This is a genomic window from uncultured Porphyromonas sp., assembly GCF_938039215.1.
Classification (GTDB): domain Bacteria; phylum Bacteroidota; class Bacteroidia; order Bacteroidales; family Porphyromonadaceae; genus Porphyromonas.
Genome location: NZ_CALHVI010000035.1, coordinates 1 through 24,727 on the forward strand (window position 1 = coordinate 1; position 24,727 = coordinate 24,727).

A 24,727-nucleotide genomic window follows, 5' to 3' on the forward strand; every position below is an offset into this window, starting at 1 on the left:
AAAACCTACTGTGGGTCGGTCGACCGACCTACCGTGGGTCGCATCGACGACCTACCGTAGGTTTCTTTTGGGGGTGACTAAGGCTTAGCGACCGAGGGCAAGGGCGATCTGCTGGGCAGCGTTCTCACCATCGATGGCAGCCGAGACGATCCCCCCAGCAAATCCTGCACCTTCGCCTGCGGGGTAGAGTCCCGTGACGACGGGATGGCAATAGCTCTCCCGATCACGAGGGATACGCACGGGCGAAGAGGTACGAGACTCCACACCGATGAGCTGAGCTTCTTCGGACAAGAAGCCTCGGGTGGAGCGGTCAAAGGCTCGGAAGCCTTCGGCAAGACGCTGAGCCACGAAGCTGGGCATCCACTCATGGAGCGCACTTGGGGTCAGCCCCATGGAGTACGAAGACGAGGGAAGCGACTGAGAGAAGCGCCCTCTGACGAAGTCCGTCATGCGCTGAGCAGGAGCCCTGAGACTACACTCAGCGGCGATATAGCTCCTTCGCTCGAACTCCTGACACCAGTACATCAGAGCCAGCGGGGAAGTAGGATCTTCGACCACAATACCCGTCTGGGGGATATCCTCGGGATGAAGCTCGACGACCATACCGGAGTTTGCCCAGCGGGAGCCACGGTTGGCGGGCGACATGCCATTGACCACCGTCTCTTCAGGCCCCGTTGAGGCGGGCACGACGAAGCCCCCAGGGCACATACAGAAGCTATAGACACCACGACCTCCGACCTGCGCCTTGTAGACATATTCGGCGGCAGGTAGATAAGCTCCCCGACCTGCGGGACTGTGGTAACGGATCTGGTCGATGAGCTTCTGTGGATGCTCTAGGCGCACCCCGACGGCGATGGGCTTAGCTTCGATGAGGATACCCGCCCCATGAAGGTAGCGGTAGACATCGCGTGCCGAATGCCCCGTAGCAAGGAGGACAGGCCCCGTGAAGCTACGGCCGTCACTGGTGACGATCCCTCGCACCTCACCCCGCTCCAGCAGTAGCTCCTCCATGCGACAGCCGAAGTGCACTTCTCCGCCCGAAGCGAGGATCTGCTCACGCATGCGCCGTATGATGATGGGGAGCTTGTCCGTACCGATATGGGGGTGAGCATCGACGAGGATCTTGGGGTCTGCTCCGAAGCGACAGAAGACACGAAGGATCTTCTCCACACTTCCTCGCTTACGGCTACGGGTATAGAGCTTGCCATCGGAGAAGGCTCCAGCACCACCTTCGCCGAAGCTGTAGTTCGACTCGGGATCGACCCGACCAGACTTCTCAAGTTGGACGAGATCCCGACGGCGCTGCATCACATCCTGCCCTCGCTCCACGACGATGGGACGCACACCGAGCTCGATCAGCCTCAGGGCAGCAAAGAGCCCACACGGCCCTGCTCCGACGACCACGGCTTGGGGTGCGGAGGAGACATCGGGATACACCAAGTCCGAGAAGTCATCTACTTCGGGAGCTTCCCCCTCGAGGTAGACATCCAGCGTGAGGTTCACGAGGATACGACGCTGGCGTGCATCGATATTGCGCCGACGCACCTGGATCGAATGGATCGACTCGGGCTCAAGGCTTAGCTCACGAGCTGCGAGGCGACGAAGCTCCGCATCCGAGGCGGCCTGCTGGGGACTAAGCGTAAGGGTGAGGGTAGTCACAAAGGGAAGGATTGAATAAATGAATACAGAAAAGACCTCTAGGGAAGACGGGGCTAGCCGAGCCTTCCCTAGAGGTCTACAAGAGGGCAAGCCACTAGGCGAGCTTTGTGCGACGCTTGTAGAGCCAGTAGAGGAGGCCACCCACGACGAGGAGGCCAAGGATAGCTAGACCGATGGCCGAGCTATAGCTCTTGATCGTCTCGGCGAAGAGTTCGGGTGGGACGGTCTTACCGATGAACCATCCGAGGAGTGCCAGCACGACATTCCACGCACCAGCCCCGAGGGTCGTATAGAGGAGGAACTTCCCCATCGGCATCCCCGATAGGCCTGCGGGGATCGAGATGAGCTGACGGATGCCGGGCACCAAGCGCCCAACGAGCGTCGAAGTCACCCCGTTCTTCACGAAGTAAGCTTCTGCCTTCTCGACCTTCTCTCGGCTCAGGAGACAGAGGTGCCCGAGGCGGGAGTCTGCGAAGCGATAGACCAGCGGACGACCTAGGTACTTGGCGAGGTAATAGTTCACCAGCGCCCCGATGTCCGAGCCCAGCGTAGCGAAGAAGATGACGAGGAAGAGGTTCATCTCTCCCGTAGCAGCCTTGTAGGCAGCAGGTGGGACGACGACCTCCGAAGGGAAGGGGATGAATGACGATTCGATCGCCATGAGGAGCGTCACCCAGAAGTAGCTGAGGTGATGCAGGATATCTTGGACGAAGCCCAGTGATTCGATCATAGAATACGGGATGCCTGAAGACTACTTATTGACCTTCTTCCACGTATCCTTGAGGGAGACGGTGCGGTTGAAGACCAAGTGCTCGGGACGACTGTCTGGGTCTAAGCAGAAGTAGCCGACACGCTGGAACTGATAGTACTCACCCTGCTTCGCCTCCACTAGGAAGGGCTCTACACGAGCATGGGTGACGACACGTAGGGAGTCGGGATTGAGGAGCTCTCCGAGGGACTTCTCCTTGCCTGCTTCCGAAGGGTTCTCATCGACGAAGAGGCGGTCATAGAGGCGTACTTCGGCCTCGACGCTATCGGTAGCGGAGACCCAGTGGATCGTGCCCTTAACCTTGCGGTTACTTTCGGGGCGACCGCTGAGCGTCTCGGGATCATACTCGGCATACACTTCTACCACTCTACCGTCAGCATCCTTCTTGCATCCCGTGCAACGGACGATGTAGGCACTCTTCAGACGTACTTCCTGACCAGGAGTCATGCGGAAGTACTTCTTGGGAGCATCCTCCATGAAGTCCTCGGCTTCGATGAAGAGTTCGCGGGAGAAGCGGATGACGTGGCTATCCGACTCTGGGTCTTCGGGGTTGTTGAGGAAGCTCATATCCTCGGTCTGCCCCTCGGGGTAATTGGTGATCACGAGACGGATCGGATCAAGGACAGCAGAGCCACGCAGGGCACGGCGGTTGAGGTCCTCACGCACGGCATGCTCCAGCAGAGCCATATCGATGATACCATCGTACTTGGTGTAGCCGATCTTGTCGATGAAGCTACGGATGGACTCGGGCGTATAACCTCGGCGGCGAAGGCCACAGACCGTAGGCATACGGGGGTCGTCCCAGCCAGCGACATGCCCCTCCTGCACGAGCTGAAGGAGCTTGCGCTTGCTCATCATCGTGTAGGTAAGGTTCAGGCGGTTGAACTCGATCTGTCGAGGACGATAGTTCGCCTCATGATCGGGCTCGACCTTCTTCAGCAGGTCGACGAAGTAGTCATAGAGCGGACGATGCACTTCGAACTCCAGCGTGCAGATGGAGTGCGTCACTCCCTCGAAGAAGTCACTCTGCCCATGAGCGAAGTCGTACATGGGATAGACTCCCCACTTCGTCCCCGTGCGGTGATGAGGTACCTTGATGATGCGGTAGATGATGGGGTCACGGAAGTGCATGTTGGGCGAAGCCATATCGATCTTCGCGCGAAGGATCATCGCGCCTTCCTCGAACTCGCCCGCATTCATCCGATGGAAGAGGTCCAGACTCTCCTCAGCGGGTCGATCACGGAAGGGGCTTGCCGTCCCAGCGGTAGTGGGCGTACCCTTCTGAGCCGCTATCTCTTCGGCTGTCTGCTCATCGACATAAGCATGACCGGAGAGGATGAGCTCCTCGGCGAAGCGATACAGGCGATCGAAGTAGTCCGAAGCATAGAAGATCTCTCCCCAGTGGAAGCCTAGCCATTCGATATCCTCACGGATAGCGTCGACGTACTCCGTGTCCTCCTTCGTGGGGTTGGTATCGTCAAAGCGGAGGTTACAAACACCGCCGTACTTCTGGGCGATACCGAAGTCCATGCAAATAGCCTTTGCGTGTCCGATGTGGAGGTAGCCATTAGGCTCGGGAGGGAAGCGGGTCTGGATACGTCCATTATTCTTCCCTTGACGAAGATCCCCTTCGACGATCTGCTCGACGAAGTTCAGGCTCTTCTTCTCTTCATTATCTATTGTGGTCGTGACCTCTCTCTCTGTGGTCATAATCTTCTTGTCGTTAGCTAAGTGAATATTTTGGATTCTTAAGGGTCTACTCCTCGAGTGAGAAGCCTAGCTCCTTACGCTTCTCCTCTTTGAAGTAATCATAGAGGAAGAGAGGCATGGAGGCAAGGATAGCCACCTCCCCTCTCGGGGTAATATATTTGTCACATTGTGCCTGAAAGAGCTCCATCTGCGTCAGCGCATATCCTATTGAAACACCACATAGTTCTTGAGCCTTCCTCCTATGCTGACGAATAAGGAAACACCAGTTTAACTTGGTATCCCTATCCCTAGGAGGCTTCATTGCCCCGACGAACATCTGGTTCTTGTAACAAGAGAACTGGCTCGCATCTTTCTTGAAAGAAGCACACTCATCAATGCGACAGACATACTCCGAGAAGTGATCGTCAGGAAGAGCTTTGGTATAGCATAGCGCCTCGATCATTGGATAGCTTAAGTAGAGCTTCCCAGTCCTCTCATTATCGAAGAGGGTGAGCAAACTATTTATCCGGTCTAGCTCATTCCCTAGATCCTGCTTCATATCATGCAGGTCGCAGTCAAAGAACAAATAAATCTCGCTCACCTCACTGGAGCTAGTTATCTTGTGGATATCATCTGAGAGAGAGTCCTTTTTCAGCTCTTTTAGCAACGCTACCAAGTCAATAGAGTCTTCGAGACAGACTCCAGGGAAGTCCCCTCTCCGCTCCTCCACTAGAGAGGCTAGGCTCTGAATATGGCATCCAAAAGCCACCACATAGTTCTTCTCTTGCTCTGACTTCTTCTTTTGCTCAGAACTCTCCTCTTGATCGTATACCGATAGAAAAAACTTATCGATTACCTTGAGCAGATGAGGTTCTCGCTTCTTCCCCTCACAAACGAATAGTATCATAGATCAAATGCCCCCCCCCGATAGAGCCCCTCGAGATTATGTCCCCACTTCAGGTCCTTAGGAGTACACTGGGGCAACGACCTGACCCTCTGCCCATCAATGATGAAGTAGCAATCTGGACGTAGCAGGTCGTTTGTCATCAGTGCTGTGTTATGCGAAGAGAGGAAGATCTGAGTAGGGATACTAAATAGCCGACTACATACCGCCTTGGATAGAGCGAAGTGGAAGAAGGCATCGAATTCGTCAACAAAGACGAAGCTCACTCCTTGTCGCTCTATTTGTCTCATCCAATAGTAGAGGTGCAGGAGAGCCATCGTACCTGTAGATGCAATCATCGAGAAAGGGAGCTCCTCCCCATCCACGAGGCAAAAAAGGACGGGCTCGACACCTATAACTCCTGAGCTCAGCGTGTAGTCCAGCCCACTCACCTCCCTCATGTAGCTTTGGAAGTCCTCAATAAGCTCGTTCTTGATGATGAAGGCCGCGACACTCTCTCTCGGAGTCTCTGTCCCCATATATCTTCGGCTATCCAAATTCTTAACCCAGAGCATCTGTTGGACGAACTTCTCGAGGCTTAGTAGATAGTGGCCTTCTGGTAAAGGTTGAGAGGAGAGGAGGTACTTAACGATAGAGACGGAGTTAACTCCTTGGTCAAGGTCTGCTCTGGCCTTCTCCGAAAGATGAAACTCGGCTAAGTGTAATGAGGCCCGGTCGGACCGCTTGAAGATCACCTGACCTGCATAGGTAAGCTCCTCGGATGAGAGTAAGCCCTCCCTTGTCTTAGAATATTTATACTCAAGTTCTCGCCCTGCAAATAGGAAAAGGTACGTAAACTTGACCAAGCCATCAGAGTGATTGGCATAGGCAAAGTTATCATAGTAGTCATCGTCTCTGCGTATCCCATCGGTGAGGTGATTGATGATATCGAAGAGGGCATAGCCTAAATTCGACTTCCCAGAGCCGTTCTTACCGAAGACGATCCCACTCTTGATGAGACCCTCACTTACGGCATCATAGTTCGTAAAGGGAGCAAAGTCATAGTCGCCGGCAGGGACGAAAGACCATACGATCTCATCCTTGAAACCTCTATAACCTTGTACACGGAACTCCTTAAGCATAAACATCCAAATTATTAGGTAATACAAAGATACGGAAAAGCCGTTTTAGTCCGCCTTAGTGGGCTGGGAGGGAGGGGGCGAAGCTAGCACCATAGGGGCAGTAGTAGTGCCTCTTCGGAGGCAACAGTAGCGCTTCGAGAGAGGGAGCAGTAGCGCCTCCCTAGGCTTAAAAAGGAAAGTCCTCGGGCGCATCCCTTGGGAGGCCCGAGGACGGAGACGGGGGTGGGGGGGGAAGGGGCTAACGTCCTCGGCGGAAGCTGAGGACACTGTTGGCGACGACGCTGAGACTACTGAGCATCATCAGCGCTCCTGCGATCATGGGATTGAGAAGATAGCCAGTGAAGGGATAGAGAAGACCTGCCGCTACGGGGATGGCGATGAGGTTGTAGATGAAGGCCCAGAAGAGGTTCTGATGGATCGTGCGTAGGGTGCGGTGCGCCAGATCAAAGAGCTTCACCACCGACCCGAGCTCCGAGGTGCGGATGGTCACCATCGCTGTCTCCATCGCCAGATCACTCCCACTGCCCATAGCGATGGAGAGGTCGGCATGCGCCAGAGCGGCTGCGTCATTGATGCCGTCACCGACCATGGCCACACGACGGCCTGCCCGCTGGAGCTCTTCGACGAAGGCCGCTTTCCCTTCGGGGAGGACACTATCGACGACCCGATCGACCCCGACAGCCTCTCCGACAGCATGCGCTGCGCCTGGGCCATCACCCGTAAGCATGATGACTTCAAGCCCCCGAGCTCGGAGCTCAGCGATCGCACCACGGGACGAAGGACGGAGGGTATCGGCGATCCAGATGACGGCAAGCACTTCCCGCTCGTCAGCGAAGAGACTGCAGGTCGCTCCCGCTCGCTGTCCTTCCTCGAGGGAGGTAAGAGCCTCCTCGCTGAGTACAGCCCCGCCTTCTTCGACGAAGGCACGTTGCCCTACCCGATAGGTCTTCCCCAAGATCGAGCCTTGGAGCCCTCGACCAGCCTGCTCGGAGAAGTCCGTGACTCTCGCTTCGCCCTCATGTGCTCCCTCAAGGTAGCGAACGATCGCTCCTGCCAAAGGGTGCGTAGAGAGCTGCTCCAGCTGAGCAAGGTGTGTAGCTGCATCCTTCGGGGCAGAAGCCGTCCAACGGATAGCCTTCACCTCCGGGCGACCTTCGGTGATCGTCCCCGTCTTGTCAAGGAGGATGGTGTCAATATGTTCTGCGGCTTCTAGGCTCTCGGCATTGCGCACGAGGATCCCCTCTTCTGCGCCTCGTCCGATGCCGACCATGATAGCCGTCGGGGTGGCAAGGCCAAGGGCACAAGGGCAGGCGATGACGAGTACCGTCACAGCAGCGACGAGCCCCATTTGCCAGCCTCCCTCGGGGACGAGGAAGCCCCATGCCACGAGCGTGAGGAGGGCGATCATGACGATGACGGGCACGAAGACACGGGCGACCCGATCGACGACCTTCTGGATCGGAGCACGGGAGGACTGAGCCTCCTGCACCAGACGAATGATGCGGGAGAGGATGGTAGCACGCCCGACTTCACGAGCTTCGTAGAGGAGCGAGCCCGAGCCATTGAGCGTACCGGCGTAGACTCGTGCTCCTGCTACCTTCGCTACGGGGATAGGTTCGCCGCTGATGAGCTGCTCGTCGGCATAGGATTCCCCCGAAACGACTACCCCATCCACGGCGAAGAGCTCATGAGGAAGGACTCTGAGGGTCATCCCAGGCTCTACCTCCGCAATGGGAAGGGTGACGACCTCCCCCGAAGGCAAGTGCTGCTGTACTGTCTTCGGCTGGCTACCCATGAGCTGACGGAGTGCCGTCGATGTGCGTCGCTGGGCACGAGCTTCGATGACCTTCCCCACAAGGACGAAGGCAACTGTCATCGAGGCAGCTTCAAAGTAAAGATGATGGAGCATCCCTCCCTCAGCTCCCGAGAGCAGGTACAGTACGAGCTGAACAAGGCTATAAATGAAGGCCACCGAGGTACTAAGCATCACCAGCAGATCCATACCCGCAGCGCCCGAGCGGAGCTGGCGCCAGCCTCGGACGAAAAAGCCCGAGCCCGCCCAGCCTAAGGTGACAGCGGAGAAGAGCGCCGAGAGTAAGGCCTTGGGAAGGGTCATCGGAGGCCACATCATCAGCCCCATGACCAGAAGGGAGAGCACTACGGCGACGAGCATCTTCGTCTGCTGGCTCTTCTCTTCGCTTAGGCGGAGCGCCTCGATCTCATCGACATCGGGTTCATCTACCCGAAGATCATAGCCCATGGAGGCGACCGCCGAACGAAGATCTTCCCGAGAGCACTTCGTCTCGTCATAGACGACAAAGACCGAAGCCGAGGCAAGATTGACGCTGGCGGAGGAGACCCCAGGGGTCTGCTCCAGAGCTCGGGTAGCATGAGCGGCACAGCCCGCACAGTGTAGCCCTAGGAGGGGAAAGGATTGCTTAGTCATATCAATAAGGAGAAGGAGGGAAGAGCCTCACGAGGCCCTCCCCTCCTGATAGTTAAGAGACTTTATACTGCTAACAGCTGGAGGAAGTCTTTCGTTTACTGAAGGAGAAGCGTCTTCCTTCTCCTCGTATCCAGCTATCGGCGCACAGCTAGAGCAGGGGAGTAAGTCGATCGAGGAGTTCTTGCCCGAGAGCAGACTTATCCTCGATATGCTTGAGGATGGAGCTGACATAGGGATTGCTGTCGAAGGCACCCCGAACCTCCTCGAAGTCCCGAGCCTGCTGCGCCTCATCGCCATCGGCACCGAAGCCCGTCATCGCCGAAAGGGAGAATTCCTTCTTGGCATCCGCATAGAGCTCTCGGTCAAGCTCGACGACGGAGCTTCGCCAGCGCTCTACCAGTTGAGCGATCTCCGCAGCTGTGGCACGTGCCAGATCAAGTCCGCAGTAAGCCTGGATCTTGTCATAAGCCCACGTCCATTCGTACTCATAGTAGTGGCGGTGAAGATCTGCGAGCGTCTCATGGATCTCGCTGACCTCTCGGATCGCTCCCGACTCAATGCCTTCCACGAGGCGGAGGACCTCTGCCTTCGGGGCGATCAAGCCCGATAGATCGACCCAATCCCCTAGGCCGATCGTGATCTGAGGCTTGAGGGCAGCACGCACAGCTTCGATGCTGGAGCAGACGACACCCTCGAGGCGCTTGATCAGGGAGTTGCCGAGGAACTTATGGATCGCTAGATCATAGTAGTGAATCCCCTTCCTCAGCGACGAAGCCTTGATCTTAGCGCTCTGATAGGAATAGATCTCGGAGGTCATCCCCGCTACCCACTGCAGCTGCTCGAGGATCTTCCGTCCGTTCATCATCTTCTGGATGGTGTAGGGGCTCAGCAGGTTGTAGTTGATCTGGTCGAGGCGGTGAGGATCGGTGCGGGCATCACGAAGAGGCCACTTCTGCGCATCTCGGATGGTGCCTACACTCTTGAGGTTCACCCCAGGGATGAGGAAGGTCTTGTCGCAGGACTCGATGAGGTAGGAGAAGGGCAGGTTCGCCAGATCGGGATGGGTGGTGTGGCGGCCCATCACGAGGGAGAAGGCACCGATACGAGCGGGCCAGAGGATGTACGAGTCCGATGAGGTCTTCGCCCCCCGCTCCATGATCCCTTGGTGGATGGGACCGAGCTTGTACATGTGGTTGCTCTGGTTCGATCCCGACCCTGCGTTCATGAAGGAGAACTGGCTAGCGATAAGGAGGGTGGACTTGTGGTGCGTGACGGTGAAGGGACCAGCGAAGATGGCGCAAGCCTCACCGTTCTCTCCATGACAATTGCTGAAGAAGAGGGAATCCGAAGCTGAATAGCCATGTGCGAGGGTACAAGCCTGCCCGACGAAGCAGCGAGAGAGTGCCGTACCGCTCTCCACCCGAGAGCCCGAGGAGATGACGAAGTCCGTGCAGATGACACTATAGCCCAGCCTAACGGGAGCCTCTCGGACGCTATTGACACTCCCGTTGTAGAGGCGGCGTGTGCCGACGATCTCGGCATAGTCACCGATCTTGACGTTGGTGATATTCCCCACGTCGGTGATGTGAGCATGGGCTCCTATCTTCCCGTGCGAGGAGCGAAGACGATCGATGTAGCCGGTGATGAGCTGACGAAGCCGTTGGATCAACTCGGGGCGATGTCTGTACATGGCCATGAAGTAGGCTTCGTGCGCCGAGAGGAGGTCATAGCTCAGCACCTCACGGCCACCCGTCTCATTGAGGACGGAGACCTCTACCCCGTTGCCGAAGGTAGTCTCCCCCTCGACGAGGATAGTATCGACGTTGCTGATGAAGGTCTCCTCGCCGATGGAGTAGTTGGCGATGTAGTTATTGACATGCTCGATACAGCAGTTGTCTCCGACCTCTACATTGTGTAGGTAGGTATAGTAGAGGCCCGAATGCTTGGAGATGCCCCCAGGCAGGTCGAAGGTCTTCTCGAAGAGCCCCAGACGCACCCAGCCCGAGAAGTGGGTATTCAATATGTACTTGGGGACGAAGCCTTCCTTGACCCAGACCTGAGCCCAGTCATCGGCGGAATTGGCATGGTCCTTCAGCACTGCGATCTCCGCTTCGGTGAGCGGGCGATAGCCTTCATTCATTACGTTTGGCATAGACATGTATCTAAGAATGTAACTCCACAAATGTAGACACTTTCGGAGAATACCCATCCCCTCCTCTTGGGAGCTCTCCGTTGAGCTCCATTAGGACCCTACGGTAGGTCGCCTCGACGACCCACGGTAGGTCGGTCAGGCGACCCACAGTAGGTTTTCCCGACGACCTACCGTAGGGTTCTTTGGGGGGCTGTCGAAGGTCGCTGTTTATGCGGGCTGTCGCCCCCCTCTGATAAAGAGGACGCTCCCTCCATCCTCCCGAGGGGAGCGATGGAGGGAGCGTCATAGATGAAGGGCGGGCTAAAGCAAGCCTCGCTCCCGTGCGTCAGCGATGGTGGCCTGAAGACCTTGCTCCAGCGTCATCGTGGGGCGGAAGCCTAGGGCGAAGAGCGGGGAAGCATCGCAGCGCCAATTGCGCTGGGCTAGGATGGGGTACTTATCCCTATTGAGGGGGGAGATCCGCCCCGTCAAGCGTGCCGAGAGCGAGCCCATGAAGCAGGTCAGTCGCACCAGCGGGAGCGGGATGCGGATATGCAGGACATGTCGTCTCCCGAGGAGACGCTGCACCATCCGTCCGAACTCTAGATCCGTGTACGTCGCCCCATCGGCTACGACATAGCGCTCGCCACGAGCCTCGTCTCGGGTGAGTACGAAGAGAGCCGCCCGAGCGACATCGCCCCCGTAGACGAAGGTCAGATACTGCGTCCGACAGCCCGACATGGCATTGACACCTCGGGCGATGCCTTGGAGCGCCATGAGGTAGTCCTTATCCCCTGGCCCGTAGACACCCGTAGGCAGAAGGATCGTGAACGGCAGTCCCGAGCGCTCGGTATAGTGCTCCGCCAGACACTTGCTCTGTCCGTAGAGCGTATGGGGCTCCTGTGGATGCGTGGCTCGAAGAGGCTCTGTCGCCCCTGCCACGGCACCGTAGCTACTGAGGCTACTCATCAGCACAAAGCGTAGCGGGGGCAAGGCTAGGCGGGAGAGAGCTCCTAGGAGGCGACGGGTATGCTCGGCATTGACCTCGGCGAACTCCTCGGGGTGAGCGGTCTTCGTGATCCCAGCGTTGTGAATGACATAGTGCCACTGAGGCCCGCCTTCCTCCAGTGGGGCAACCGACGAGAGCGCACCGAAAAGCTGCTCTTCGTCGAAGTAGTCTACCTCGAGGAGGTGGACCCCCTGGGCGGTCAGGCGCTTCTTATCGCTATCCTTGCGCACGGCAGCCCAGACTTCGTAGCCGAGGCTGAGGGCTTGGGAGATGAGGTGTGAGCCGATGAAGCCCGACGCTCCCGTGATGAGTATTCGCTCCATAGATGGGGAGTGGAGGGAGAGAAGGGGCTAGAAGATGGAGAGGCGAACGTAGCGCTTGGGGTTCTCCTTCAGATCACGCATCAGCACATCGGCGCTACGTACGAGGCTATCGAGACGCAGGTAGAGGGCAGGGTCGTTGAGCAGCAGCCCAGCGGTATTATCCTTGCTCCGTAGCTGCATCGATACCTGCTGGAGCTGAGCCGTCGTGCTCTGTAGGCTCTGCATGAGCGAGTCAAGGTGCATCGAGGAGAGCTGACCGGAGAAGGTCGCCAGATTGGAGGTCACCTGCCCGACGTTGGAGATCACGGGATCGAGGCGATGCGTCGTCTGGTTGAGCCCTGCGACCATGCTGTGGAGCTGCTGGCTGGCAAGGTTGAGCCCTAGGAGGGTGCTATCGATGTTCTTATCGTTCATCAAGGCATTGAGTCGCTCGAGGGTAGCGGTGATGGTCGGCATCATGTTCGCCACGGCGGGGAGGATCTTGTCCGTAGCCACGGAGAGCAAGTCACCCTCGGGGCTGATGCTGGGGATCGTATCTCCCTCGGCGAGGAAGCGAGCACCATGGGGCTCGATCCGAAGGACGAGCTCAGAGCCACTGAGCGGATTGACCTTGATGCGCACTTGGCTCTCGGGGGTGATGCGCACATGAGGGTCGAGGGAGAGCTCCACTGTCGCCCCATAGCCACGAGCATAGTCGAAGCTCACGGAGCGTACGGTACCGACCTTGAAGCCACTCACGAGGACGGGAGTAGCGACGGTGACGCTACTGAGGTTGTCGAAGTGTGCGTAGTAGGTCGTGCTCTTCTTGAATATCTCGATACCCTTGAGGAAGTTGATCCCGACGTAAGCTAAGGCTATCGCTAGGATAGCCAGCAGACCGATCTGTACCTCTTTCTTTCGTTTCATAAATATCTATATCTCTGTAGGGATGTCGTGTATATGCGGATGGATGAGGCTAGAGGCGCTTCGTGCCTTGGTAGCGGGCGATGAAGGCATCTCGATAGACTCGGGGCAGGGCGGAGAGCTGCTGCTGCGCCTTAGCCTTGGAGGGGGTGGGGCTGAGGAGGTAGATGTAGGTCTTCCCCACCTTCACCCGCTCGACGGGCGTGGGGAGCTTGCGGAAGCGAGCATCCTGGACATCGATCTTCTCGGGGGAGGAGAGGAACTGCACTCGGTAGGTGATCCCCGTCTCCGAAGCAGAAGACTGGGTAGCAGGTGTGCTTGCCTTCGTCTTGGCTGGGTCTGTGGAGCCCTTGCCCCCCTTAGCGGGACGCTCCTCCTTACTCTTCTGGAGGGCACGCTCTACTTGGTCTCGGGGCGAAGACTGCTCGGTCTCTTGCTGAGACGCAGACTCAGCCTTAGCCGACTGACTGGTGCTGTCGGACTTCTCCTCGGTCTTCGACTTCTCTTCTGAGGGCTCACTAGGCTTCTTGTCGCCCGAACTCTTCCCTCGGAAAGCTCGGTAGTATGCCGTGAAGCCCAGCGTGATGGCAGAGGCAAGGGTCTGCTGTCCCTCTTCGCTGAGCATGAAGGCCGCCTCCCGAGCATTGGAGAGGAAGCCTATCTCGGTGAGGATGCTGGGCATAGCTGACTGGCTAAGCACCCAGAGCACATCCTGACGGACACCACGGCTGTAGCGCCCTGCCGCCCGATACTGTCGCTGGATCTTGTTGGCCAGATCAATACTCTTATTGAAGTACGCATCCTGCATCAAGTCAAACATGATGTAGCTCTCCGTCGAGGTCGGATCGAAGCCTCGGTAGATCGTCTTGTAGTCGCTCTCCAGAAGCATCGCCTTATTCTCTCGCATCGCTACACTCAGATTGTTGGCGAACTTCGCTATCCCGAGCACATAGGTCTCCGTGCCGTGCACCTCCTTCGAGGGGGCACTATTGACATGGATGCTCAGCATGAGCGAGGCCTTATGCTTATTGGCGTAGTCGGCACGTGCCTGCAGGCCGACGAAGACATCCGTGGAGCGTGTGTAGAGGACGGTCACCTCGGGGTGGGCGCTACGGATCTTTGCCCCGACGAGCTTCGCCACCGCTAGGGTGATATCCTTCTCCTTACCGCCGTTGCCCACGGTCCCCGAGTCCTTCCCGCCATGCCCCGCGTCGATGACGACGGTGAAGAGGCGTTGTGCCTCGGCTGTGCTAGGGAAGAGGAAGAGCAGGGAGAAGAGCCCCCCGATGATCGTGCGGATCATACGACGACTAGGGGCGAACTCAAGCGAAGACATAGGGCTTAGTGTAGCGGGATTACTCGGATGTTAAATTAGTTGACTTCAATGGCACAAAGATACAACGCTTTTCATTAAAGACTGCTTTCAAATGCCTCTAGAGACACCGTCCCAGCCCCCTTGCTCTACCCTCTCCCTCCAAACCTACGGTAGGTCGCCGAAAAAACCTACTGTAGGTCGGTCGACCGACCCACCGTGGGTCGCAAGGACGACCTACCGTAGGTCGCAAGGACGACCTACCGTAGGTCGCAAAAGCGATCTACCCTAGGTCTCCAAAGTACCCCATTCATGGGTCGCATCGGAGACCCATGAATGGGTAGTTGTAGCGACCCATGAATGGGTCACTTCGCTGAGGCATGCTGTGTCATGCTCGTCACCCATAGATAGCTCGCAAAAGGAACTAGGATAGCCCCTCCCTGCTCGCCACTGGAGCATTCCTCCCCACCCCATCACCAAGCACCTCCTCCACCCAACCTCAAAGTACCTTCTCAGCCGACCTCTGTACTTCTCCTTTCAGGTCATACAAAGAAGGAGAAGCCTCCACGACTTCTCCTCTGTGCAGTACAGTCATCTCCACCGCTCCCGCACCTCTTCCCAATGCACAGCAGCAAGAGGGGCTACCCACAGACCCGCAGGTCTGATGGGTAGCCCCTCTTAGACTGAATAAGGATCCTAATTTACTCGGCTTCCCGAGGAAGGATAGGATGCCTTGGTCTTTCCGAGCTTTATCCCTTAGTGAGCAAAGATATAATTGCGATCCTGTCGATTGATCACAGAGACTCCAGGTTCCTTAGAGAAGAGATAGAGCGGGAAGGAGAAGTAGTGGGTAGCATCCTTCGGAAGGTCCTTGATATAGGCCTTAGTAGTTGCATCCTTGTGATACATATAGCTATAGACGATATCACTTGGGCCATAGTTCTCCCTCGTACGGGTAAGCCAGTGACCTTCGATCGTATTGTCCGTGCTTGACCTACGGCAAAGGTAGCCAGAAGGAGGCATAAGCAGACCAGCCTTATTGTAATAGACCGATGGGATCGAGGAGCCTGGATAAGCCTCCACGAGTGGTTTCCCATGTGGCATTTGTGCACGAGAGACCACTGCAAACTTATCTATGAACGCTGCACCTGGAGTCGTATATATAGGTGTTTGCATATAGAACTTTCGCAGGACGATGCTATTGCCATTGTAGGAAAGTTTGTCCGCCTGAGGTGCAGTACGGAAGACATTCTTCGTCTCGAGATCCTGTGCCGTCTGGATATCGCTATTCTCACCGATATAGCAAGAGTGGATACGGATGTGGTCTCGCATGAAGATGTACATGTAGGCGACACGGCTCTTATTATCCTTGACGAGGAGTGACTTATCCCCCGTATAAGCGGCCTCTTCAGCAGCCGTAGGCTTACCAAAGCGAAGAGCATAGATAGGCTTCTGGACACCTAGATCACCCTGTCCAAGGATGATATTCAGGAGATCTTGCGGCATCGTACCTCCGACAGCATCTCTCCAGTAGGTAGCGGCACCTGCCAGACGCTTACCTGCAACCTCGATCGTCTCAACCTTCGTCCCAGAAGAATAGGCTGCTGAGTTCTGGTAGTAAACAGGGTAGTTGTTCGTAGAGATAAGATCGGGAGGCAAGATACCAGCGATCTCTTCAGCCGTTGGGATGTGCAGATCCAGAGTGTTACCGTTATTGTCCTTGAAGGTCTGCCCATGAGCAACGTCATCGGGTCTAAAGAAGATACCCTGCTCATCTAGACGCATAGAATTGTAGAGTGGCCTAACTTGGTAACCATCGAGGATGGGGTGACGACTTGATGGTTGATTTATAGCTATAGCTCTACTATTATCCTTGTAGAACATACGATAGTTCCAGTACTGCAGAGGGATCAAGTTCTCATGGATCGGGCTCGTATGCTTCTGAATCTTGATCGTCTTCAGAGCGATCTTACCAGCCATCGCTTCAGGGAGCACCTTAGGAGCCCTATCTAGGATATACTTCTTCTGAACAGCTTCGCTTTCGAAGATGGGGAGGATGTACCCCTCGTAGTCCCTATCGCGACCATCCTGCTTCGAGACAAGCGGAGCGTAGACGATGTAGTAGCCTGCATCGGCACCTGGCTGAAGCGTCAGAGGTGCAGAGAACAGATAGTTACGGCTCGAGGTATTAGGGTCCATTTCGCTGGTTGCAGCAAAGTACTCCTGACTATTCGACTTACTCTTGGCAAGTCGAATCCCCCTTGCTCCAAGGCCATGCAGCTCAAGGCCCTTCAGCGAGAGGACTTCGTCTGTTTCATTGACGAGCTTACAGCGGATGAGGCTACCGATGAGGCGGAACTTCATAGACTCGTTCTTGAAGGACTTACCATTGGTTCCTGGCGTAGCCGTAATATCAGCCTTCGCTTGGAGAGCGATGGGGAAGTCCGTGATGGGCGTACGAGGTCCCGTCTGAGCAAGGTATGGTGCGGTAGTAGGGTAGTCGTTCAAAGGCTTGCTGCTGCTTCCGTTGAAGCCAATGAAGACAGAGAGACGGATCTGATCACCGACATCATTAGATGCTAGGATATCGCCCTTATAGGAGAGCTTCTTCCCGCCTTCACTTACCTTCAGCTTGATAGCTCTAAGGGGTTGACTCCCCTTAGTACCATCTACCGAGGTGATACCACAGAGAGCGTCGACCTCTTCACCATCAGTGAACTTAGGTGTAAGGCTAGTGTTCCCTGGTGCAGTACCAGGCTCTAGCTGCAGTGCCCTAGCGAATTCATCGAGAGGATCACTGAGATCCCCTTCTAGGTCAAGCGTAACCAGCTGGGTCTCCTCCGAAGAGGCTTCAGTCCCTTGGATAGGATCCTGCGCTTCCTTTTGGCACGCTGTGAATGCCATAACCATGGCAAGCAGTAATAGGATTTTTTTCATAGACTTGTATTATAGAGACACACAAGAGCGCGAGCTACAAAGACCATATAGAAGTGGACCTTTGCTTTCCCCACACAAGCAATTCTACAACAATTCGAAGGGGTTGGGGGGATACAACAATCTCGCGTTTCGGGCACAAAGGTACACAATATATACTTATAAAGTAGGCACTTAGTAGATATACACCCCGATCCCCAGCCTTGGATCATAACATTTATACACAATTGAGCCTAATTCCTTGTCAGGTTGCTCCCTTTTCGCAAGATAACACACAATATAGAGCACCTCTCAAGAGCTATGAGACAAAGAGCGAGAAGAAATAAATAAGTCGCCCTTCTCCCCCTCGGTCTTGTCCTACCGAGCTAGGGGAAGAAGGGCGACTTACTTGTACTATCCAGCTATCGCTAGCGACGATAGATGCGCATACCACGTCGGGTGCTAGGGTGTCGCTTAAGCGAGTCCAAGGAGCCTCGCCTCAGATAAATACGCCTACCAAGACGACCCATCGTCCTACGCTCTAGCTGATAGATGCGCTCAACCTGCTGGGGGCTGAGGAAGCGACGATACTCCTTGTAGTATTTCTTACGGATGGCTAGGATCTGTTCGCTCCGCTCGAAGCGCTCTTGGATAGCCCGATCGATCTCTGCATCGCTGCGCTCACCAGACTGAGCCGTCTCCTGAGGGGAAAGTGCCCAGATCTCCTGCTGCTGCATACAGTAGAGATCTTCGAACTTACGGGTAGTCTCTTCGTCGAAGCCAAGGCTCTTAGCGATATAAGAGGCTTGAGCCCGACTCAGCTCTTGCCGTGAAGGGAGAGGAGCCTTTGTCGCTTGAGGTTGAGCATATAGGGCACTGCTCACGAAGAGCATCAAGGTCACTAGGACCAGCTTCATTGGGTTTCTCATCATGATCTTACTTCTATTAGAAACTTATGTACAACTCATCCTGATAGACGCTCAGGATGAACTCTTGATCGGAGGGACTGAGCTTCTCGAAGGCGAGGGAGATCCCTTCGGCAGAAGGGGAGGTAGGCGAAGCAACCTCGCTGAGCGGCGCAAAGCTTATGATCGCCCAGAGCACCACGGCGACCATCGCCACCACCCCACCCAGCCACGGCAGGACACGGCGCATCCGCACACTATGAGCTGGCACCGCCCGAGCTGGCACTCCCCTAGCCTCCTTCTCCTCTGCAATGGATGCAAGTACTGCCTTCTCGATGGCATCAAATGTCCCTTCGGGCACAGTATAAGGCATCCGACGGGGCAGCTTATCTAGATCCAATTCTTCCATAGGACTAATCATTCTCTTTGAGGTACTTCATTATGCTCTCTTTCGCCAAGTGATAGTTGGCCTTAGCACTGCTGGGCGTGCCGTCGATGACCCGAGCGATCTCCTCGTAGCTCATCTCTTCGTAGTAGCGGAGGTTGAAGGCTAGCTGCTGCTTCTGCGGTAGCCTGAGGATCGCCTGCTGTAAGCGAACTAAAATCTCATCCTCACTGACTCCCTGCCCTCCCCCTCCGCTAGAGGTATAGGGCAGTTGGCTGGGAAGCAAATCCTCCAGAGCAGCCATCGGCTCCCGACGACGCTCGAGACAGCGAAGGGCTTCTCCCGTGGCGATCGTATAGATCCAGCTACGCAGGCTCCCCGCCTTATCCCGCTTCGGGAGGGCTCGATAGACACGGATCCAAGTCTCTTGGCTAGCATCTTCGGCATCTTCGTGTACGACGACGAGTCTACGGATATGCCAATAGATACGCTCATTGTAGGACTGCAGCAGCAGGTGGAACCCCTGCTCCAGCGACTCCTTTAGGGTGCGAGTCAGCTCTTCGTCGGTCAGTGGCAGTCTAGTCATTCGGTCTCGTTTTATCGGTCTCTATACCCCTAAGACCTGTCTAATGTCCCAAAGTCAAATCGAGGGGAATAATTCTTGGGGGGGTAGAGCTACCGACGCTCCTACGATACGAATATAGTAAAGCCCCTCCTCAAGGTATCATCGGATGCCTTGAGGAGGGGCTTTAGGATAGGAGGCTTCGTGAGGGTACTTAGCCCTTCAGCGCCTTGAGATCTCGGTCGAGCTCACGGATACTCTCCAGACGCTCTACCTCTCGCTCGTGCTCGTGGTAGAGGGCATATTGCTCTTCAGCCTGATGGAGGGCGAGCTCATGAGTGATCTTGCCAGCATGGTCTAGGATGGTATACTCATTCATCGTGAGGATGAGGCCTAGACGCTCGATCCAGTCCTTCATATACATCGGTCGCTGCGCTCGGGCTTGGGCTTCGGCGAAGGCCAGATATTGCTCGACGATCAGCTTCAGTGCTTGGAGCTCTTCCTCGGTGAGGTAGTTCTTCCCAGTCGTCACATCTGCCTTGCGCACCTTGCCTGGCACCTTCGTCGTGGTCAGCCCCATCATCGGGAGTGAAGCATTCGCCCGGTAGTAGATGAGTTCGGCTGCCGTCTGTCCACTGACGGCGAAGAGGAGCTTATTCTGCACCTCCTTATAGAAGGTCTGTGTCGCCTCACTCCGAGGGTCGTAGTCGATACTCGTAGCATAGATATCCTTGATCTGCTGGTAGAAGATCCGCTCGGAGAGCCGTATCTCACGGATACGATCAAGGAGCTCCTTGAAGTAGTTGTATGAAGAGCCTGTCTTCAGACGCTCATCATCCAGAGTAAAGCCCTTGATAAGGTACTCCCTCAGGCGCTGTGTCGCCCACTGACGAAACCTCGTGCCCTGCTGGGACTTCACCCGATAGCCGACGGAGATAATGACATCAAGATTGTAGAAGTTCGTGGGCTTAGTAGAAAAATCGGAAATCCCGATTTTTCTCTTCGTCTGTTCCTCTTGAAGCTCCCCCTCCTCATAGATATGGAGGACATGCTCGTTGACCGTCGTACGTGACTTCCCGAAGAGAGTAGCCATCTGGTCAAGTGAGAGCCATACGGTCTCGTCGTCCATACGGACATCAAGCCGGATCGTCCCATCTTGGGACTCGTAGAGGAGGAGAGGTTCGGTAGAGGTGGGTAGTGTAGACATAAGTCGAAGTCATGTGATCTATAGCACAAAGGTACGGTAGATACACAAAAAAGCCCGCCCTAAGGTGTCATCTGACACCTTAGGGCGGGGTGGATAATTAGTGGAGGAAGGTACTAGCCAGCGACCTCGAACTGATCAGCGACTTCGTCCTCGAAGTCTGCCGAGGCAGCGAGTGCCTTCTCATGTTCGCTCACGGGCATGACCACAAGACGCTTGTACTCACGCAGACCCGTACCGGCAGGGATCAGGTGACCGCAGATGACGTTCTCCTTCAGCCCTTCGAGGGTATCGACCTTACCGTTGATGGCAGCATCGTTGAGGACCTTAGTCGTCTCCTGGAAGGAAGCAGCGGACATGAAGCTCTTGGTCTGCAGTGCAGCACGAGTGATCCCCTGCAGGATCTGGCGTGCTGTAGCAGGCTTAGCCTCACGTACCTCTACAGGACGTAGGTCACGGCGCTTGAGCTGACTGTTCTCATCACGGAGCTTGCGGAGGGTCACGATCTGCCCTGGGCTGAGGGTCTCAGAGTCACCAGCATCGACGACTACGACCTTACCCCAGAGACGATCATTCTCATCCATGACTTCGAGCTTGTCTGCGATCTGCTGCTCGAGGAAGAGCGTATCCCCTGGATCGAGGATCTCTACCTTGCGCATCATCTGACGGACGATGACTTCGAAGTGCTTGTCGTTGATCTTCACACCCTGTAGGCGGTAGACGTCCTGTACCTCATTGACGATGTACTCCTGTACAGCCGTTGGGCCCTTGATCTCAAGGATGTCGGTAGGCGTGATCGCCCCATCGGAGAGAGGCATACCAGCATAGACAGAGTCACCTTCCTGTACGAGGATCTGCTTGGAGGTAGGCACAAGGTACTTGCGCTCTGCACCGAGCTTAGTGGTAACGATGACTTCACGATTACCACGCTTGAGGCTCTTACCGAAGGATACGACCCCATCGACTTCTGCCACGACGGCAGGATTAGATGGATTACGTGCTTCGAAGAGCTCGGTGACACGGGGAAGACCCCCAGTGATGTCACCTGCCTTGCTCATGGAGCGAGGGATCTTAGCAAGCGTCTCCCCGATATGGATCTCAGAGTGATTCTCCTGAACGACGTGAGCACCTACTGGGAGGTTGTAGCTCTTGATGATGTTGCCGTTCTCATCCTCGATATGGATACCAGGGACTACGTTACGGTCCTTGGATTCGATGATGATCATTTCCTTCAGACCCGAAGCTTCATCAGACTCGACACGGTAGGTAGCCCCTTCGATCAGGTTGTCGAAGAAGACCTTACCCGAGACTTCAGAGATGATAAGGGCATTGAAGGGGTCGAACTCAAAGAGCGTCTGCCCCTTCTTGACCTCTTCCCCTTCGGTGAAGAAGAGCTTAGCACCGTAAGGCACCTTGACCGAGCGGAGGACGATCTTGGTGTTCTTGTCCGAGATCTTCAGTTCGGTCATACGGCTGACTACGATATTGACGGGCTTACCACCATCTTCGCTTGTAACTTCAGCCACACGAAGGTCATCGAAGGTGACGATACCATCGTACTTAGCTGCGACGCTATTGCGTGTAGCGACATTCGATGCTACCCCCCCGACGTGGAAGGTACGGAGCGTAAGCTGTGTACCAGGCTCACCGATGGACTGAGCAGCGATGACCCCGACGACTTCACCCTTCTGGACGAGGATATTGGTAGCGAGGTTGCGACCATAGCACTTAGCACAAACCCCCTTCTTCGACTCACAGGTGAGGACGGAGCGGATCTCTACCTGCTCGATAGGAGAAGCCTGGATGATCTCAGCAGCAGCCTCACGGATCTCTTCGCCTGCACGGACGATCACTTCACCCGTAGAGGGGTGGATGATGTCGTGGACGGAGACACGACCGAGGATGCGCTCATAGAGCGTCGCTACGACTTCATCATCGTTATCTTCCTTAGTGAGCTCAGTAGCTACGAGACCACGGAGCGTACCGCAGTCGTCTTCGGTGACGATGACATCCTGAGATACGTCGACGAGACGACGGGTGAGATACCCTGCGTCAGCCGTCTTCAGAGCCGTATCGGCAAGACCCTTACGAGCACCATGGGTAGAGATGAAGTACTCAAGTACGGAGAGACCTTCCTTGAAGTTCGAGAGAATTGGGTTCTCGATGATCTGCCCGCCATCGCTACCACTCTTCTGAGGCTTAGCCATCAGACCACGGATACCGGAGAGCTGACGGATCTGTTCCTTCGAACCACGAGCACCAGAGTCCATCATCATGAAGACAGAGTTGAAGCCCTGATTATCTTCGCTCAGGTGCTTCATCAGGATGCCCGTAAGCTGGCTATTGACATGCGTCCATGTGTCGATGATCTGATTGTAGCGCTCGTTGTTCGTAATGAACCCGCCGCTGTAGTTCATCATGATCTCATCGACAGCTTCGTACCCCTCAGCGATGAGCTTAGCCTTCTCTTCGGGGATGATGACATCACCAAGGTTGAAGGAAAGACCGCCCTTGAAGGCCATGTAGTACCCGAGGTTCTTGATGTCATCGAGGAACTGCGCCGTGATAGCCACACCACAGACCTTGATCACACGACCGATGATATCACGGAGGCTCTTCTTACCTAGGACCTCATTGACATAGCCTACTTCCTTAGGTACATACTCATTGACGAGCAGACGACCCATGGAGGTATCAACCATATGACGGATGGGCTCTCCATCCTTGACATCATCGACGTAGACCTTAATCGGAGCGTGCAGGTCGATCTTGCCTTCGTTGTAGGCGATCGTCGCTTCCTCTACACCATAGAAGGTATAGCCATCACCCTTAGCACCAGGACGGATCTTGGTGATGTAGTACAGCCCAAGCACCATGTCCTGCGAAGGCACGGTAATAGGTGCCCCGTTAGCAGGGTTGAGGATATTGTGCGAAGCCAGCATGAGCATCTGGGCTTCGAGGATAGCTTCATTACCAAGGGGGAGGTGCACAGCCATCTGGTCACCGTCGAAGTCCGCATTGAAGGCGGTACAAGACAGTGGGTGTAGCTGGATAGCCTTCCCTTCGATCATCTTAGGCTGGAAAGCCTGGATACCGAGGCGGTGAAGTGTAGGAGCACGGTTCAGCAGGACAGGATGGCCCTTCATCACATGCTCAAGGATGTCCCAAACGACGGGATCCTTGCGATCCACGATCTTCTTAGCGCTCTTGACCGTCTTGACGATACCACGCTCGATGAGCTTACGGATGACGAATGGCTTGTAGAGCTCAGCGGCCATGTACTTAGGCAGACCACACTCGTGCATCTTCAGCTCAGGCCCTACGACGATGACCGAACGAGCAGAATAGTCGACACGCTTACCGAGGAGGTTCTGACGGAAGCGGCCCTGCTTACCCTTGAGGCTATCCGAGAGGGACTTCAGAGGGCGATTGTTATCCGAGCGTACAGCACTTGACTTGCGAGAGTTGTCGAAGAGAGAATCGACAGCCTCCTGAAGCATGCGCTTCTCATTGCGGAGGATGACCTCAGGAGCCTTGATCTCGATCATGCGCTTGAGGCGGTTGTTACGAATGATCACACGACGGTAGAGGTCGTTGAGGTCAGACGTAGCGAAGCGACCACCATCCAGAGGTACGAGCGGACGCAGATCGGGTGGGATCACAGGAAGGACCTTCATGATCATCCACTCAGGACGGTTGACGTTCTTCGATGCACGGAAGCTCTCGACGACCTGAAGGCGCTTCAGAGCTTCATTCTTACGCTGCTGTGAGCCGTCCGTGCTGGCACGGTGACGGAGCTCATAGGAGAGCGCATCAAGGTCAAGGCGAGCGAGCATGTCGTAGATCGCCTCAGCCCCCGTCTTACAGATGAACTTCTCAGGATCGGAGTCGTCCAGCTGTGCATTGCTTGGATATTCCTGCTCCAGATAGTCGAGGTAGTCGAGGTACTGCTCTTCGGTGAAGACAGGATTAGGATCCTTGTCAAGAGACTTCGCTGCAGATTCCTTCGTGAGATCCTCGTTGATACGAGCTCTCAGCACCCCAGGCTGGATGAGGACATAGCGTTCGTAGTAGATGATGGACTCCAGCTTCTTGGTCGAGAGACCGAGGAGGTAACCCATCTTATTGGGCAGAGAGCGGAAGTACCAGACATGTGCGATGGGTACTTCGAGCTTGATATGCCCCATGCGTTCGCGACGCACCTTCTTCTCAGTGACTTCGACCCCGCAACGATCACAGACGATACCACGATAGCGGATGCGCTTGTACTTACCGCAATGGCACTCGAAGTCCTTCACAGGACCGAAGATGCGCTCGCAGAAGAGCCCATCACGCTCGGGCTTGTAGGTGCGGTAGTTGACGGTCTCAGGCTTGAGCACTTCACCACTCGAATTCTCTAAGATCTCCTCTGGAGAAGCCAGAGAAATCCGAATCTGGGAGAAGTTACTCTTTATCTTATTGTCTTTCTTGAAAGCCATAATCGATATGGGAA

General features: G+C 55.5%; 16 protein-coding genes. All 16 read right to left on the minus strand.

Features of this window, described 5'->3' with window-relative positions; translation table 11 throughout:
* Positions 1 to 84: 84 nt before the first annotated feature.
* Positions 85 to 1,659 (minus strand): FAD-dependent protein, encoded by a 1,575-nt coding sequence (locus Q0336_RS05100; RefSeq protein ID WP_298526337.1) that lies wholly within the window; start codon positions 1,657 to 1,659, stop codon positions 85 to 87.
* A gap of 94 nt (positions 1,660 to 1,753) precedes the next feature.
* Positions 1,754 to 2,386 carry a DedA family protein gene (locus Q0336_RS05105; RefSeq protein WP_298526381.1) on the minus strand — a complete coding sequence of 211 codons (633 nt, stop codon included), beginning with the start codon at positions 2,384 to 2,386 and terminating at the stop codon, positions 1,754 to 1,756.
* A 24-nt stretch (positions 2,387 to 2,410) separates the two neighbouring features.
* On the minus strand, positions 2,411 to 4,138 hold the full coding sequence (locus Q0336_RS05110) for a glutamine--tRNA ligase/YqeY domain fusion protein (protein WP_298526339.1): 1,728 nt from the start codon (positions 4,136 to 4,138) through the stop codon (positions 2,411 to 2,413).
* Between the two features lie 46 nt (positions 4,139 to 4,184).
* Positions 4,185 to 5,024, minus strand: coding sequence for a hypothetical protein (locus Q0336_RS05115; protein WP_298526341.1), 840 nt, complete (start codon positions 5,022 to 5,024; stop codon positions 4,185 to 4,187).
* Complete coding sequence (locus Q0336_RS05120) at positions 5,021 to 6,148, minus strand: AAA family ATPase (protein ID WP_298526342.1); 1,128 nt, start codon at positions 6,146 to 6,148, stop codon at positions 5,021 to 5,023. Before Q0336_RS05120 ends, Q0336_RS05115 begins: the two co-directional genes overlap by 4 nt.
* A gap of 232 nt (positions 6,149 to 6,380) precedes the next feature.
* A complete protein-coding gene (locus Q0336_RS05125; protein ID WP_298526344.1) occupies positions 6,381 to 8,588 on the minus strand; it encodes a heavy metal translocating P-type ATPase in 2,208 nt (735 codons plus the stop codon).
* Between the two features lie 148 nt (positions 8,589 to 8,736).
* Positions 8,737 to 10,740 carry a DUF4954 family protein gene (locus Q0336_RS05130; RefSeq protein ID WP_298526346.1) on the minus strand — a complete coding sequence of 668 codons (2,004 nt, stop codon included), beginning with the start codon at positions 10,738 to 10,740 and terminating at the stop codon, positions 8,737 to 8,739.
* A gap of 300 nt (positions 10,741 to 11,040) precedes the next feature.
* Entirely contained in the window at positions 11,041 to 12,051 is a 1,011-nt protein-coding gene (locus Q0336_RS05135) for an NAD(P)-dependent oxidoreductase (protein ID WP_298526348.1), read from the minus strand.
* Between the two features lie 27 nt (positions 12,052 to 12,078).
* Positions 12,079 to 12,957, minus strand: a complete 879-nt coding sequence (locus Q0336_RS05140; RefSeq protein ID WP_298526350.1) for an MlaD family protein — start codon at positions 12,955 to 12,957, stop codon at positions 12,079 to 12,081.
* Positions 12,958 to 13,006: 49 nt separating this feature from the next.
* Positions 13,007 to 14,290 (minus strand): N-acetylmuramoyl-L-alanine amidase, encoded by a 1,284-nt coding sequence (locus tag Q0336_RS05145; protein WP_298526352.1) that lies wholly within the window; start codon positions 14,288 to 14,290, stop codon positions 13,007 to 13,009.
* Positions 14,291 to 15,022: 732 nt separating this feature from the next.
* Positions 15,023 to 17,203 carry a hypothetical protein gene (locus tag Q0336_RS05150; protein WP_298526354.1) on the minus strand — a complete coding sequence of 727 codons (2,181 nt, stop codon included), beginning with the start codon at positions 17,201 to 17,203 and terminating at the stop codon, positions 15,023 to 15,025.
* A gap of 404 nt (positions 17,204 to 17,607) precedes the next feature.
* Positions 17,608 to 18,111, minus strand: coding sequence for a hypothetical protein (locus tag Q0336_RS05155; protein ID WP_298526356.1), 504 nt, complete (start codon positions 18,109 to 18,111; stop codon positions 17,608 to 17,610).
* Between the two features lie 13 nt (positions 18,112 to 18,124).
* Complete coding sequence (locus Q0336_RS05160) at positions 18,125 to 18,505, minus strand: hypothetical protein (RefSeq protein ID WP_298526358.1); 381 nt, start codon at positions 18,503 to 18,505, stop codon at positions 18,125 to 18,127.
* A complete protein-coding gene (locus Q0336_RS05165; protein ID WP_298526360.1) occupies positions 18,498 to 19,055 on the minus strand; it encodes an RNA polymerase sigma factor in 558 nt (185 codons plus the stop codon). Before Q0336_RS05165 ends, Q0336_RS05160 begins: the two co-directional genes overlap by 8 nt.
* Positions 19,056 to 19,245: 190 nt before the next feature.
* Positions 19,246 to 20,238: a virulence RhuM family protein gene (locus Q0336_RS05170; RefSeq protein WP_298526362.1), complete on the minus strand. Its 993-nt coding sequence runs from the start codon at positions 20,236 to 20,238 to the stop codon at positions 19,246 to 19,248.
* A 113-nt stretch (positions 20,239 to 20,351) separates the two neighbouring features.
* A complete protein-coding gene (gene rpoC / locus Q0336_RS05175) occupies positions 20,352 to 24,713 on the minus strand; it encodes a DNA-directed RNA polymerase subunit beta' (RefSeq protein ID WP_298526364.1) in 4,362 nt (1,453 codons plus the stop codon).
* Between the last annotated feature and the right edge of the window lie 14 nt (positions 24,714 to 24,727).